Genomic DNA, 14,082 nt, shown 5'->3' with positions numbered 1-14,082 from the left:
TAAAAAAACTGACGATTTCCTTAAATAACCTATACAAAGTTATGCGTTTTTGCATAGATTATTACATTTCGCATAATTACAACAAAGAGAAGGGGCAGTCTATGTAGACTCCCCCCTTTCTCCTTTAAAAATACGAAATTGTATCAATTGCTATTTCCTTTTCATTCATGATTTTTTGATATTTACGACTAACAGAAGACTGGCTTATCCCAAGAGCCTTTGCTGCCTTTGTTGTCGTTTTATACTGCTTCATTGCAAGTAAAATTAATTGTTCTTCTACAGAATGCAATGCTTCTTGTAGTGGCAAAACTCTTGTAATCACTGGCTTTGATTTTTTAAAATCATATCCAGGATTAAGGAATTTACTAACAAATTCAGCATCAATGACTGAATCATCTGCCGATACTACTAAACGTTCAATCATATTCTGTAATTCTCTTACATTTCCTGGCCATGAATAAAACTCTAGTAAATTTAGTGCATCAGGAGTTAAATGATAGTTTTTATTATATTTTTCATTTAACTCTTGTAAAAAATGAAACGCGAGTAGTGGAACATCTTCCATTCGTTCTCTAAGCGGTGGAACTTGCAGTGGGATGACATTTAAGCGATAAAATAAATCTTCCCGGAACGTGCCCGCTTCCACCATTTTTTCAAGACGTTTATTCGTCGCGGCAATAATTTGAACATTGATTTTCGTAGGTATTGTGCTTCCAATTGGAATTACCTCTTGTTCTTGCAATACTCTGAGTAATTTTACTTGCAGATGTAAAGGCATTTCTCCAATCTCATCCAAAAATAAAATTCCTTGATCCGCCCGCTTAAAATACCCTTCTTTTCCATTTTTATCAGCACCAGTAAAAGCACCTTTCGTATAGCCGAACAGTTCACTTTCTAACAATGTCTCTGGAATCGCACCGCAATTTAATTTTAAAAATGGCTTTGAAGATCTGTTTCCAAGTTGATGAATCGCTTGTGCAATCACTTCTTTCCCAACACCTGATTCTCCAGAAATAAGAACATTTGAAGAAAAATCAGCTATTTTTTTTGCTTGAGTAATAATTTGCTCCATTTTCGGACTACAATAAATAAGTTTCTTAAGAAAGCGATCTTTATTTTTAAAGCTGTCCAACTCTTTCTTATATTGTTCGGATATCTTTTTTATCTCATGCAATTCCGTCTTTAATCGCGTTGCTTCTGTAATATCCCTTGAGGCAATAATAATACGATGAAGCTCTCCATTTTCATTAAACACAGGATTTCCAACGGCTAAAATCTTTCTACCTTTTTTTGTCTCTTGTACAATCGATACCTTTTTTTGTTGTTCCAACACTAATCGTGTAACTGATGGACTAAATAGCCCTTTTTTCTCTAAGTCTAACAAATTTTTTCCTAAAAGATCCTTCAAATCTCTTCCCCAAAAATCATTGATAACGGTTTCACTATAACGGATTAATTCCCCTTTATGATTAACTACTAATATTTCATCATAAATGCTAGATAAAATTGCATGTAAGTCTTTATTTAAATCCTTTATATATTCAATTTCCATAGCCATATCCTCAACCATCGGTAAATCTTGCACAATAATAACCATTCCTTCGATTCTTTGATCAAAGCTTGGTATAGGACTGTAGTCAACTAATACTCCCATCTCATTTGTTATTTGTAATTGATTTAAGATCGTTTTTCCTGTTGCAAATACATTGTTAATATGTTCCCCATTAAAAATCTGTTCTGCTGGTGCATTCATTACTTTTTCAGGAGTAGATTTAATCATCTTCAAACCAGATTCATTACAATTTACAATTTTCTTTTCACGGTCTACTACAAAAATCCCCATTGGAATAGAAGTTAAAATAATTTTCAGTAGATCCACACTTTTATTTTCTTGTTTAAATAGTTCTGCAAAAACATCTTCTCTTCTTATGTATCCCGTTAACTCTCCTCTTTCATTTTTCACTATGGCAATAGGTGCCCCAATAATTTGAAAGAGAGCTGTTAAGGAAATATTTTTGCTAAGATGACATATTGTATCTAATGAAACAGCATTTGAAAGTAACATTTTAGTCGTTAAGCGCTCACTTCTTGATAGCAGCTCCTTAACATGGACGTATGCAGATAATTGATCTTCTCTTTTAAAAAACAGAAAAGATTCTTTCATATTTTCAGCGTCTATATTCCATTCCTGTTCAGATTGATCGATCGATATGGAAACAATAGGTCTAATTTTATCATGAGCAATGGAAAACATTTTGTTACTCCTCCTTTAAACTGCTTAACTTGTATTGTATCATTAAAATTGGATTTTTTTAATTAATCTGACAATATATACTTTTTACTTACTTTAATAAAAAAAGAAGATGGATAGTTCCATCTTCCTCCCTAAAATTAATCACTACCACTAATTAAAATATCTTCTTGAATATACGCTAATACCATCCCTGGGATTACTTTATCTCCTGTCTCTACTTCTAAAGATTGTACTTCTCCACTACATCCCATTTTAATTACTTCCAACTTACCATTCATATTTTTAATCGCAAACAGTGGTTCCCATTCATAAATTCGAGAGTCCTTATCAATAGCAACTTTTTCAACTGTTCCATAGCATGGGCTCGTAACTATTTCATAATACAAAATAAATCATTCCCTTCCTTTATTCTATTAATATTGCTCTGCCAACATTTGTGACTGGAGAATCATATGAAAAAAGCTTTGAAAATCTTCTACATCTTCTATTTCAATTCCTAGCTTAGGTGCCCAGTATTGCTCTTCTTCGATATCTTCCTGACTTAATAAAAGCATTCTTCCATTTTGAATAGATGTGACCATTGCTTTTCCAAAAAATTGCTGTGAATACGTGACTGCTATATCATAGCGATGATGATTCGACATAATACAGTAATAACCAATTGGTTGCTTTTCAATTTGTTCTAATAAAATGTCCAGTTTCATTTGATTCCTCCCTTTAGCTTAAAAATGCAACCATCCTCTTAGACGCGACGCTTCTACAATTTTACGAACCCCTTCTATATAAGCAGCAATTTTCATATTTACCCCAAACCGTTTTGAAGTGTTAAATACATCAGAAAAGCTAGATGTAATTTTTTCTTTTAAACATTGGTCTACATATTGCTCTGTCCAATAATATCCTTGGTTATTTTGGCACCACTCAAAATAAGAAACAATAACACCTCCAGAGTTCGCTAAAATATCCGGAACAACTAAAACATCTTTCTCTTCTAATATTGTTATCGCCTCTTTCGTTGTCGGACCATTTGCAGCCTCAATGATAATCTTACACCCAAGTCTTTCTGCATTATGTTTCGTAATTACTCCTCCAATTGCTGCTGGAATGAGTACATCACATTCTTTTTCTAGCAACTCTTGGTTAGAGATTGTTTTACTAAAGAGGTTCGATACAACACCAAAAGAATCTCGATTCTCTAATAAATAAGGAACATCTAGACCGTCTGAGTTATAAATGCCACCTAAAGCATCAGATACTCCTACTACTTTCACACCAATATCATATAAATATTTTGCCAAATGACTTCCAACGTTTCCAAACCCTTGAATGATTACCCGCATATTTTGAATTGGAATATGTTTTAATTCACTCACTAATTGGAGCGTGTATAATACCCCTTTAGAAGTAGCTGTTTCTCGTCCTTGTGATCCTCCTAGCATTAACGGCTTTCCAGTAATAAAACCAGGAGAATCAAATTCCCTAATATGATCATACTCATCCAGCATCCAAGCCATAATCTGAGCATTTGTATACATATCAGGAGCTGGAATATCTTTAGTAGGTCCAACAATTTGGCTCACTGCTCTTACATAGCCACGGCTAAGTGACTCTAATTCTCTAAAGCTCATCTTCTGCGGATCACAAATAATTCCGCCCTTTGCTCCTCCATATGGAAGTCCTGTAACTCCGCATTTTAAGCTCATCCATCCGGCCAACGCTTTTACTTCCTCTGCTGTAACATCTGGATGAAACCTGATACCACCTTTTGTTGGCCCTGCTGCATCATTATGCTGAGCACGATATCCTTGAAATACCTTTGTTGTTCCATCATCCATTCGAACAGGAATACTTACTTCTAAAAAACGCATCGGCTTCTTAAGAAACTCGAATACTTCCTCTGGATAATGCAAAACATGGAGTGCTTCTTTTAATATGGCTTGAAATTCCTCTAAAGCATTTTCCGACTCAACTTTTTCTTGAATAGATTGTATTACATCCTCTTTTTCTGATTGAATTGCCACGATAACACCTCATTTATTTATTTATTTTTACTAGTTTTATAAAGCAATAATCGTGCCAACTGGAAATATAATGTTTATATTATCGTTTCAACCTCAACTCTTTCTCTTATTTACAAAATGTCTCACGTTCTTTATGAATAGTTGAATGATTTATGTATTATTGCATACTTGTAGCCTCTACAAAATAAAAAACACCGGATAAATCCCGATGTTTTTTATTATTTTACATTTCCTGCACTTCTTCAAAGTGCATTTGCGGAGGTGCTGAACGAAACATGTTCGTAATATATAAAAGATAACCGATTCCAATGGCAGCCCAGCTAAGTCCAAGAATAAGCGAATGAATATTGAGGTTAAACCATAATACAGCCACTGTACCTGCACCTAAAATAGGCATAACTAAGAAATTTAAAAAATCTTTTGTTGTTTTATATCTTTTTTGCTTTATAACATAGTAGGCAATTACAGATAAATTAACAAATGTAAATGCAATAAGCGCTCCGAAGTTAATAAGAGATGCTGCTGTTTCTAAATCAATAAACATAGCAGAGAGCGCAATAATTCCCACAAAAATAATGTTATATACTGGAGTTCGCAAGCGAGGATGAATGTATCCAAATATCTTCTGCGGAATTACATTATCTCGCCCCATTACGTATAATAATCGCGATACACTTGTATGAGAAGCTAAGCCTGATGCTATTGTTCCCATAAATGTTCCTACTAAAAAGAAAGTTTGAAATAATTTTCCTCCGACGTATAATGCAATTTCTGGAGCTGCTGATTCTTGATCTTTAAATACGGATGCATCTGGAAAAAAGGATTGTGTAAAGTACGTAGTGACAATGAATAAAATTCCGCCAATTAAAGCAGTAAGAAAAATAGCTCGAGGAATCGTCTTCTTTGCGTTTGGTGTTTCTTCTGAAAATGTAGTTACTGCATCAAAACCTAAAAATGAAAAACAAAGAATTGTTGCCCCTGCAACTAACGGTGATATTTGTATATCTGATTGAAAAAACGGCTGAATGGAAAAGACTTCTCCAGTTCCTTCTCCTGCTATCAATCCTTTTATAACGAGAACTACAAACACAACCATTACTAGCACTTGAAATGTTACTAAGAACGTGTTGAAATTGGCAGTAACATTTACACTAATAATATTGATAAGTGTAATAAGTAGAACAAAACCAATGACCCATGCCCAATCTGGAACACTTGGAAAAAGTGCCGACATATAAATTCTTGTTAATAGTGCATTCACCATTGGTAAAAACAAATAATCCAATAATGCTGACCATCCAACAAGAAACCCAAGCCTTGCACTAATTGTCTTTTGTGTATAAGTGTAAGCAGATCCCGCAGTAGGAAAAACCTTTACCATTTTTCCGTAGCTTGCAGCTGTAAATAACATCCCTGCTAATGCAATAAGATAAGCTCCAGGAACATGCCCACCCGTTTTTTCAGAAACGATTCCAAATGTATCAAATCCTACCATTGGTGTCATATACCCAATGCCTAGCATAACAATTGACCAAAGTCCTAATGAACGTTTTAAACCAACTACTTTTCCCACCTATCATTCCTCCTACTTTCTCTATCTAATTTCCATGTAAAGATTGATAACTAATTGGAAAACGCTTTCAATGAACCGTATATGTTATATAATGCATTACAAAACCCCTTTCTTTATTTTTTAAATATTCATGCAATTTTTGAGCCAAAATTGTCTTTGTTAAAAAATTTACTAAACAGCCATATTTTTTTATGCTCCAATGAAATTACAGGTGGGATTATTTTTCTAATTGCTTCGTTAATTTTCTATTCATTTTGACATAACTTATTCAATCTCTCATACCAATAAATACAAATGAAGTGAAACTTTAATCCGTCGGCGAATAAAAACTTATCATGAGATAATAACATTATGTAAACTATTCATAACAAAAAAGCTGCCTTTATATGAAAGACAGCTTTTTCAATCTTATCTATTAAAAATCGAATACGAAATCATCGTCTGATAACTTTTCAACATTTGTTGCTTTTACATAACCATTCCCTTTTACAGAGAAGAAATCATGGTTTTTCGTATCTGTACGTAAACCGTTTAATACGATTGGGTTAATTTCTTCTTCCTCAAAGCGTGGTTCTAATCCTAAGTTCATAAGCCCTTTATTCGCATTGTAACGAACAAAACGATTTACATCTTCAACAAGACCAATGGATGTATAAATTTCTTCTGTATATGCCATTTCAATTTCATACAGTTCCATCAATAACTCTTGTGTTTCTTTTTGCACCTCTTGTTGTTCTTCTGCAGAAAATTCCGCGAAGATTTGCTGTGCTAAAATACCAACGAATACGCCGTGAATTGACTCGTCACGAATTATTAAGTTAATAATTTCACCACTCGCTGTTAATTTTCCTTGTCCTGCTAAGTAAAGCGGATAGAAAAATCCGCTATAGAACAAGTAACTTTCTAAGAATACACTTGCTACCATAGCCATGTATAATTCTTTTTTCGTTACTTGTGGCTTCAATAAACGACGATAGTAACCTGTAATAATACCTGCTTTTTTCTCAAGCAATGGATGGCTATCTACCCATTCAAAGATCTCATCAATTTCTTCTTCCGTTGCGAGTGTCGTAAAGATATGACTGTAACTCTTCGCATGTACTTCTTCCATAGCACCCATAAAAGCTAATACACTTTTTGCTTGCAAATTCTCAAGATGAACAAGTACAAGTGGCATCCCTTCGCCGCCTTGCTTTGTATCTAAAAGTGTTAAACCACCTAATACACGCTTATACACAATTTGCTCTTCTTTTGATAATTGCACCCAAGTATTTTTGTCAGAAGATACCGCAATTTCTTCTTCTGTCCAAAACTGAGCGATGTTTTGCTTCCAAAACATTAAACTAAAATCGTCTTCTTTTTTGTTCCAGTTTACCGCGCGCATTGAATCGCCCCTTCTCTATCAATAAGCTTTTCTAACATGCGGTAAAGCTTTCAGTTTGTAATGAAAACTTAACCGCATGTTAGACGTCTTAAATTTTATAACTAAGCATGAGCAGGGTCAGAAAAACCCTGCTCATGATGTCTTACTCTTTATTTTGTATATCAATCAATTATAGTTTGCATCAAACTGTACAAGCAACGCACTCTTCCACGCTTAACTTACGTGTTCTTGTATAATACAAACTCTTTAGACCTTTTTTATGTGCATAGATGTAATAACGTGCTAATTCACGCGTAGAAATATCGCTATTTACATAAAGAATTGTACTAATTCCTTGGTCAATATGCTCTTGAATTTCTGCGATTAAATCAATTAGTTTAAACTGATTCATATCGTAAGAAGATTTATAATACCAGAACGTATCTTTTGATAAATACGGCATTGGGTAATATGTTGTCGCATTTGCATACGTTCTTGACTCAATTTGACTTACGATCGGCATTACGCTTGAAGTTGCATTTTGCACGTAACTGATCGATTGTGTCGGAGCGATAGCCAATCTATATGAGTTGTATAAACCGTGCTTCTGTACTTCCTCTTTTAGACTTGTCCAATCTTCTTTTGTTGGAATATAGATTCCTTCAAATAACTGCTGTACTTTATCAGTTACAGGACTATAGTCTGTTGTTTCATACTTTTCAAAGTATGAGCCATTTGCATAATCCGACTTATCGAAGTCTTTAAATGTTTCGCCCTTTTCTTTCGCAATACCCATACTCTTTTCAATGGAGTAGTAATTTAACATCATAAAGAATGTACGAACAAATTCTTTCGCTTCTGCACTTTCATAAGCAATTTTATTTTTCGCTAAATATCCATGTAAGTTCATAGCACCAAGTCCAACTGAATGAAGCTCATCATTTGCTTTTTTCACAGTCGGCGCGTTTGGAATAACAGTCATATCAGAAACAGCTGTTAATGCTTCCATTCCTGCATGAACTGCTTCACGAATTTCTTTATTCTCCATTACGTTTACAATGTTTAATGATCCTAAGTTACAGTTAATATCACGGCGGATAATGTCATCTGTACCATAGTCATTAATTTCAGATGTTTCTTGTAACTGGAAGATTTCCGTACAAAGGTTTGACATCTTCACAGTTCCAATATCCTTTAACGGATGTTGTTTGTTCGCATTTGATTTAAACATTAAGTATGGATAACCAGACTCAAGCTGAATCATAGCAATTTTAATGAGCATATCACGTGCACTAATATCAAGTGGCTTCTTCTTCACATTCGGATTACTCATCAGTTCATCATACATTTCATCAATATCTATATCATCTAAATGTTTTCCGTACTCTTTATATACTGTATAAGGTGCGAAAACATGGAATGGTTCGTTTTTCTCTGCAAGCTCAAAGAACTTACTCGGAACGATAATACCGATTGATAGGGACTGAATACGGCTCTTCTCGTCGGCATTTATTTTTTTTGTATCGAGGAATTCTATAATATCCCAATGGAAAATGTTTAAATATACTGCTCCGGCACCTTTTCTTTGCATATTGTTACTCCATACCTTTAAAACGTATGGGGGATAGTCATTTCTGCTATCCTCTCTATATCGCTATAGAGTTCAGACCATATCTTCTTCTCACCAAATTCTTTGTTTAACCACTCATCGTATGTTTGATGTACATGAATATGACATAAATCACAAAGTGGCAATAAATTCATCATAAGGTTTGCTTGATCAAAGCTTTCAAAAAACGGAATGGAATAATGTGATGTAATCTTAGTGTATTTATATCATATTTTTCTAAACACCTTTGACCACGAAAATCATAAAACTCAAACATATACTCTCGCATCCTGGACCAGTTTTTCCCATACTTGTTCGTTGTGCCGTAATTCAGCTCCACAAAAAATTTATTATTACAACTTTTTGAACAAAAAACTTTTGAATCTCTAACAGTATATGCTGGCCTAGAAAAAGGGGTTTCACAGTAAGAACATATTAAATTTACAAGCTGACTTCTATTCAATGTCCACCTACACTCATGCGAACATGTTTTTGTTACACTTTTATCAGAATAAAATTCACTCGCACATATAACACAAACTAATTTATATCTTTTAGTTTGACATTTCTTACTACAAAACTTTTGATTTATCCTTTTTCCTACAAATGATTTTCCACATCCAAAACATATTAAATTATAGTTTGTATTAATAAGTGCAAGCTTCTTCCGACACTCTAATATTCCACACGTTTTGGATCGTTCCATCTCTCTTTTATTATTCTGATTAACCTCATATTTACTTTTACAAATAGGACATATTTTTGTTATAAAGCTCTTTTTTCTCCCCATAACTGGATACACCCTTTGAATTTGGTTGGTTTGAGAAGCCAGGTTCGAGCTATATAGTCACCTACATAGCCACTTGGTCGTTGAACCTTCTCCCTATCTAATAGACTTAGGAGCTCGGCTGCTGATTTCCTGCAATCTTGGATTTTTAGGGGGCGCTACGTAATTTCTTCGTAGTATCCTACCTAGATATACTCAGGCGTTCCAGCAATTGACCCGGTTTTATAGTTGAGCCATAAGTTAACCCAACTGATTCGCATATGAAAACGAATCTTCAAGCAATTTCATAACTGGTACAACACCGCTTGCTGCGTTATCAATACCTTTAATTTGCTCACCGCGTGCGCGTAGCTTAGAAAGGTTTAAAGCGACTCCGCCACCAATTTTTGATAGCTGCATCGCCGTATTAATATTAAATCCAATCGAATTTAAGCTATCATCCATCTCTAACAAGAAACAAGACACCATTTCTCCTCTTCTGCTTCTTCCTGCATTCAAAAAGGTTGGTGTCGCTGGTTGGTAGTTTTGTTTTACAATCATGCTTGCAAATTGTTTTGCTTTATTAACATCACCGCGTCCTAAGTATAATGACACAATTGATACACGATCTTCGTAGCTTTCTAAGTATTGTTTTTGATTATTTGTTTTTAATGCATAATCCTTATAAAACTTAGATGCCGCCATATAAGATTGGAACTCGAAGTTTTCACCGTATGCAACGTTGTATACTTCCTCTACTTCCTCCAACTTATACTCGTCCAGAACGTTGTAATAGTAATCGTGCTTGTTCATATACTCGATTCGCTCTGCCACGCTATCAAAATGAACGGTATTCGCTCTCGCTTCTTCCATAAAGACTTCTAATGCTTCTTTATCTTTATGAAGCTGGTAGAAACCGTCTTGCATTTGCGTGATTTCATTATTCAGTTCAATGTGTCGCAATCTCCCGCACCCTTTCTTTAAAATATTCTACATCTTTATTTGTTCCAGATAACTCAAATTTTGATACAATAGGTACTTCGTATCTGGATGAGATTTTATCTGCACTTGCTCCGAACATATCTCCCCAGTTGCGATTGCCACTTGCAGATACGCCTTTTAAATTTGCATTATTGCGTTCTAAAAATTCTAAAACACGTTCCGGCACATTTCCAAAACCTGTTGTATACGTAATAAGAACAAAATCTTCGTCTAATACTAGATCGTCATTAATTTGAACGGCCGGCATATTTAATTTGTGGATGAAACGCTTCACGTTTCCTGTCATAGAATCATATGCAACTAACATTTCCGACCCTCCCCTTCTTTCTTTAATATCTAGATGTCGTTTCGTGATTTCTCTATATATTGTAGTACGTTTCAAAACAAGACACAAGATATATGTATAAATTCTTTCTTTTTTTAACTTTTACTTTTCGACATGACAAGTCCTTTTTTTCAATACAAAGACTATGAAACAACATTCTAAAACTCATGTCAATAAAGTGCTTTTCGAAAAAGTTGTCAACGAATTTAATCATATTTACAAAAATGTTATCAATATGTTTTGTCAAAAAACAGTAAATGCTGGAGAAATATATTTCTCCAGCATCACATAAAAAAGAACAGAATTCACGAGATAATCTGTTCGAAACCGGTTACACATTATTCAGATCACACAAGTAAGGAATTCTCTCTCTTGTGGATTAAACATTTATTAAATCGAGTACATATACTTTCTTTTTTGTTACACAATAAAACATATTATTGTAATGAAAAGGACAATTATTATGGCACACCAATTTATTCGTTAGTGTGATGAGAATTTTAAAAAGACTGTACACAAAGCACCGCTCATTCGCAATGTTCAATACGTAAAATATCCTTTATAAATAAATGATGAAAATTTTCGTCTTTATCTTGCATTGTAAATACTGGCGCTTCTTCATCAAAATATACAACCATTCCCTCTACATATTGATTCATATGCTGAAATTTCACAGTTGCTCGAATGTGAATTTCTTGCTCATATGCTACTTTCAATTTTTCTATAACTTCTTCTGTACGTTTCTCAGGAAACATAACCATTCCTACGAATCGTTTTCCTGTACCATCTTTCCACATGTAGTCCCAGTGCGGTAAAATACCTTGTTTAAATTCTCCCATAATTCTCCTCTCCTTTTCCTTCTATTAAGAACGCGGTGTTTCTATATATGTATAAATAATTTTCCCGCCGTGCTGTGCATTCCCACTGAAATGTTTAAAATCTTCTCGATTTACTACAACCTCACGAAACGTATAAAATACATCCTTAGTTACAATATACTCTTCTATCTCTCCATTTTTCAGTTGATCTAAAATTGTATTTGCTAATTGTTTATCCATGTATTTCACCTCTCTGCAATATTTTATCCTATCTTTCACAAGTCGACAATGTTAAATTTCTTACATTCACAGCAAGTATCATATACTACCATAACGGTTCATCTATACTGAATCAATTCGATATTCAAGCTTATCCTATAAAATTCAAGAAATTGATGAATAACTGGTTGAAACTTTATTTTATGTTACAATAAGAATGACAACTAGGAGGGATAATATGATTCGGAAAGCAAAAAAGACAGATGCGAAGGCAATATCTCCTTTATTGTATAACGCTCTGCATGAAATTGCTGAAAAAATCACAGGTGGGAGAACAGGAACAGAAGTCTTGACAGGGCTTGAAACTTGGTTTTCAAAAAAAGAAAATCGACTTAGCTACGAGAACTGTTTCGTTGAAGAACAAGATGGACAAGCAATTGGAATCATCGTAGCCTATCATGGCAGCCATGCAAAACAACTAGATACTCCCATTGTAAAACATTTACGAAAAATCCATCAAGATTCATCTATTACGCTAGAAAAAGAAGCTGAGCTCGATGAATATTATATTGACACATTGTCCGTTTCAAACACATATGGCGGACGAGGGATCGGCTCAAAATTGATTAAAGCAGCAGAAAATGATGCCTATGAAAAAGGCTATGAGAAAATCGCATTACTTGTAAATTTAGAAAACAAGCGAGCTTTCTCTTTATATAAAAAACTTGGCTACCAAGAGGATAAAACGGTTATGCTTGTTGGAGAGCCATATGCTCATTTAGTGAAACCACTATATAAAAAAGCTTTCGTTTCTTAAAAAAAAGCACACGATTCTTTATTGTAATCGTGTGCCTTTATGTTAAATTGGTATTCAATATATTTCCATTCATTGCTTCATGAAATGTATATTCTGTACAACTCCATGGCTTCCCATGAAAAATAGGCGGACCAGACCATCCTCTAGCACGTAGCTCAGCCCCAATCATCGTATTAAAATAACTATGCCCTATGAGCGCAATTTGCCCATGTACTAACGCATATCCGACTAATGTATCAGCTGCTTGCTTCGCTCTTCCTTGTACTTCACGATAAGACTCAACACCTTTAGAATATCCAATCATCCATAATGTACGCCCAATAAATGTCCATACTTCCGGTTTGCACTTCACCCATTTCGGAACAAAGAAACTAGATGGTACTTCTGCCTCTCGAAAAAGGGAGCTTTGTATAAAAGAAAGAGAATTTGTTAATTCTGCTGCTGACTGTACCGTACGTTTTTGATCACTCGTTACAATAAGCTTCGCAGATTCGATTACTTCAACCGTCTCAATTGGTATGTCCATACTTTTTTCCATACCGTCTAAATCGTACCGCTCCATCCATTTGTGGAACGATGATACTGTCATTGATTCTGTAACATTGTTCAAGCGACCGTGACGAATAAAAGAAATTCGCATCTTCTCCACTCTCCATTCACCGCTCATCACCTATATTATTATGCACTTTTTCTTATTATCATCATACCATGGAGAAAGAGAAAGTCATACTTCCTTACATATCCGCACCGCTCTCATGAGTGACAGAAGCATGCATACCATCTAATCCATCAAAATATGTATCTGTTTCATGGATACGAATTATTTTTAATTGTTTATATGAAAATAAGAATAAAAGGATCATTATAAAACTTCCAACAATTTTAAACAACATTTTTACCGCCCCCAGTTTATTATACCCCTATATACTGATATAAGCACTTTTTTATCAATTCCCTCTCCTAAAATAGAAAAATACTTTATACATTTCTTATGAAAAATGACTATTTTTTGAAATTTTATCATGGAAACATTTACAAACAGGGGAATATAGTTCAAAATAAAGGGAAATAAAAAAGAACAACATTGTTCTTTTTTTGGTAAAACTGTAACAAGGAGAGTTGCTTATGAAAACCGCAGAAACTGGAGATATTATCGAATTTAAAGGTGGAATGCAAGGCCGTGTTCAAAAAGTAAATAAAAACTCCGTTATTGTCGATATAACAATCATGGAGAATTTTAGAGAACTAGATATGGAACCTCTTACAGTTGTAAATCACAAAAACTATACAGTTATCAATCAACATGCGTAATATA

Annotated in this window: 15 protein-coding genes and 1 pseudogene; 2 read left to right on the top strand and 14 right to left on the bottom strand. The window is 34.3% G+C overall.

The genetic code is table 11. The annotated features are described in order from the left end of the window. Positions 1–124: 124 nt before the first annotated feature. The 12 genes and pseudogenes from C564_RS0101345 to C564_RS0101290 form a co-directional block, all read right to left on the bottom strand. Entirely contained in the window at positions 125–2,254 is a 2,130-nt protein-coding gene (locus C564_RS0101345; RefSeq protein WP_018764177.1) for a sigma 54-interacting transcriptional regulator, read from the bottom strand. Positions 2,255–2,391: 137 nt separating this feature from the next. Continuing rightward, a complete protein-coding gene (locus C564_RS0101340) occupies positions 2,392–2,640 on the bottom strand; it encodes a hypothetical protein (RefSeq protein ID WP_018764176.1) in 249 nt (82 codons plus the stop codon). Positions 2,641–2,667: 27 nt separating this feature from the next. Continuing rightward, positions 2,668–2,958 (bottom strand): SAV0927 family protein, encoded by a 291-nt coding sequence (locus C564_RS0101335; RefSeq protein ID WP_018764175.1) that lies wholly within the window; start codon positions 2,956–2,958, stop codon positions 2,668–2,670. Between the two features lie 18 nt (positions 2,959–2,976). Beyond that, on the bottom strand, positions 2,977–4,275 hold the full coding sequence (locus C564_RS0101330) for a Glu/Leu/Phe/Val family dehydrogenase (RefSeq protein ID WP_018764174.1): 1,299 nt from the start codon (positions 4,273–4,275) through the stop codon (positions 2,977–2,979). Positions 4,276–4,498: 223 nt separating this feature from the next. Further along, positions 4,499–5,848 (bottom strand): APC family permease, encoded by a 1,350-nt coding sequence (locus C564_RS0101325; protein WP_018764173.1) that lies wholly within the window; start codon positions 5,846–5,848, stop codon positions 4,499–4,501. 415 nt (positions 5,849–6,263) lie between these two features. After that, complete coding sequence (nrdF, locus tag C564_RS0101320; RefSeq protein WP_003196100.1) at positions 6,264–7,232, bottom strand: class 1b ribonucleoside-diphosphate reductase subunit beta; 969 nt, start codon at positions 7,230–7,232, stop codon at positions 6,264–6,266. A gap of 181 nt (positions 7,233–7,413) precedes the next feature. Then, the gene (locus C564_RS33265) at positions 7,414–8,802 is read right to left on the bottom strand and encodes a ribonucleoside-diphosphate reductase subunit alpha (protein WP_003196099.1); all 1,389 of its coding nucleotides are present in this window, start codon (positions 8,800–8,802) and stop codon (positions 7,414–7,416) included. Positions 8,803–8,974: 172 nt separating this feature from the next. Further along, positions 8,975–9,610 (bottom strand): hypothetical protein, encoded by a 636-nt coding sequence (locus C564_RS0101310; protein WP_018764172.1) that lies wholly within the window; start codon positions 9,608–9,610, stop codon positions 8,975–8,977. A gap of 240 nt (positions 9,611–9,850) precedes the next feature. Beyond that, positions 9,851–10,549, bottom strand: a pseudogene (locus C564_RS0101305) (ribonucleotide reductase N-terminal alpha domain-containing protein); the annotation flags it as partial. Beyond that, entirely contained in the window at positions 10,536–10,895 is a 360-nt protein-coding gene (gene nrdI / locus C564_RS0101300; protein WP_006094109.1) for a class Ib ribonucleoside-diphosphate reductase assembly flavoprotein NrdI, read from the bottom strand. The pseudogene C564_RS0101305 and the gene nrdI, both read right to left, overlap by 14 nt. Positions 10,896–11,440: 545 nt before the next feature. Continuing rightward, complete coding sequence (locus C564_RS0101295; protein WP_003196094.1) at positions 11,441–11,752, bottom strand: hypothetical protein; 312 nt, start codon at positions 11,750–11,752, stop codon at positions 11,441–11,443. Positions 11,753–11,776: 24 nt separating this feature from the next. After that, positions 11,777–11,971, bottom strand: coding sequence for a hypothetical protein (locus C564_RS0101290; protein WP_003196093.1), 195 nt, complete (start codon positions 11,969–11,971; stop codon positions 11,777–11,779). Between the two features lie 217 nt (positions 11,972–12,188). Here C564_RS0101290 and C564_RS0101285 point away from each other — a divergent pair, with 217 nt between their 5' ends. Then, positions 12,189–12,767 (top strand): GNAT family N-acetyltransferase, encoded by a 579-nt coding sequence (locus tag C564_RS0101285; protein WP_003196092.1) that lies wholly within the window; start codon positions 12,189–12,191, stop codon positions 12,765–12,767. Between the two features lie 37 nt (positions 12,768–12,804). Here C564_RS0101285 and C564_RS0101280 read toward each other — a convergent pair whose 3' ends face one another. Both C564_RS0101280 and C564_RS36615 read right to left on the bottom strand, forming a co-directional pair. Continuing rightward, positions 12,805–13,407: a histidine phosphatase family protein gene (locus C564_RS0101280; protein WP_018764170.1), complete on the bottom strand. Its 603-nt coding sequence runs from the start codon at positions 13,405–13,407 to the stop codon at positions 12,805–12,807. Between the two features lie 94 nt (positions 13,408–13,501). Further along, positions 13,502–13,660, bottom strand: a complete 159-nt coding sequence (locus tag C564_RS36615; RefSeq protein ID WP_003196090.1) for a hypothetical protein — start codon at positions 13,658–13,660, stop codon at positions 13,502–13,504. A 232-nt stretch (positions 13,661–13,892) separates the two neighbouring features. Between C564_RS36615 and C564_RS0101270 the strand changes: the two genes are divergently transcribed. Further along, positions 13,893–14,078, top strand: coding sequence for a YkvS family protein (locus tag C564_RS0101270; protein WP_003196089.1), 186 nt, complete (start codon positions 13,893–13,895; stop codon positions 14,076–14,078). Positions 14,079–14,082 lie beyond the last annotated feature (4 nt).

It is taken from the genome of Bacillus sp. 105MF (assembly GCF_000374885.1).
GTDB classification, from domain to species: domain Bacteria; phylum Bacillota; class Bacilli; order Bacillales; family Bacillaceae_G; genus Bacillus_A; species Bacillus_A pseudomycoides.
Note: the sequence above shows the minus strand (reverse complement) of the source record. Positions and strands in the feature narration are given on the sequence as shown.

What these genes read in the sequence shown, in the direction of transcription:
- C564_RS36615 (WP_003196090.1), bottom strand. Translation starts at nt 13,660, where the DNA reads ATGTTGTTTAAAATTGTTGGAAGTTTTATAATGATCCTTTTATTCTTA.
- C564_RS0101335 (WP_018764175.1), bottom strand. Translation starts at nt 2,958, where the DNA reads ATGAAACTGGACATTTTATTAGAACAAATTGAAAAGCAACCAATTGGT.
- C564_RS0101285 (WP_003196092.1), top strand. Translation starts at nt 12,189, where the DNA reads ATGATTCGGAAAGCAAAAAAGACAGATGCGAAGGCAATATCTCCTTTA.
- nrdI (WP_006094109.1), bottom strand. Translation starts at nt 10,895, where the DNA reads ATGTTAGTTGCATATGATTCTATGACAGGAAACGTGAAGCGTTTCATC.
- C564_RS0101345 (WP_018764177.1), bottom strand. Translation starts at nt 2,254, where the DNA reads ATGTTTTCCATTGCTCATGATAAAATTAGACCTATTGTTTCCATATCG.
- C564_RS33265 (WP_003196099.1), bottom strand. Translation starts at nt 8,802, where the DNA reads ATGCAAAGAAAAGGTGCCGGAGCAGTATATTTAAACATTTTCCATTGG.
- C564_RS0101290 (WP_003196093.1), bottom strand. Translation starts at nt 11,971, where the DNA reads ATGGATAAACAATTAGCAAATACAATTTTAGATCAACTGAAAAATGGA.
- C564_RS0101310 (WP_018764172.1), bottom strand. Translation starts at nt 9,610, where the DNA reads ATGGGGAGAAAAAAGAGCTTTATAACAAAAATATGTCCTATTTGTAAA.
- C564_RS0101295 (WP_003196094.1), bottom strand. Translation starts at nt 11,752, where the DNA reads ATGGGAGAATTTAAACAAGGTATTTTACCGCACTGGGACTACATGTGG.
- nrdF (WP_003196100.1), bottom strand. Translation starts at nt 7,232, where the DNA reads ATGCGCGCGGTAAACTGGAACAAAAAAGAAGACGATTTTAGTTTAATG.
- C564_RS0101280 (WP_018764170.1), bottom strand. Translation starts at nt 13,407, where the DNA reads ATGCGAATTTCTTTTATTCGTCACGGTCGCTTGAACAATGTTACAGAA.
- C564_RS0101270 (WP_003196089.1), top strand. Translation starts at nt 13,893, where the DNA reads ATGAAAACCGCAGAAACTGGAGATATTATCGAATTTAAAGGTGGAATG.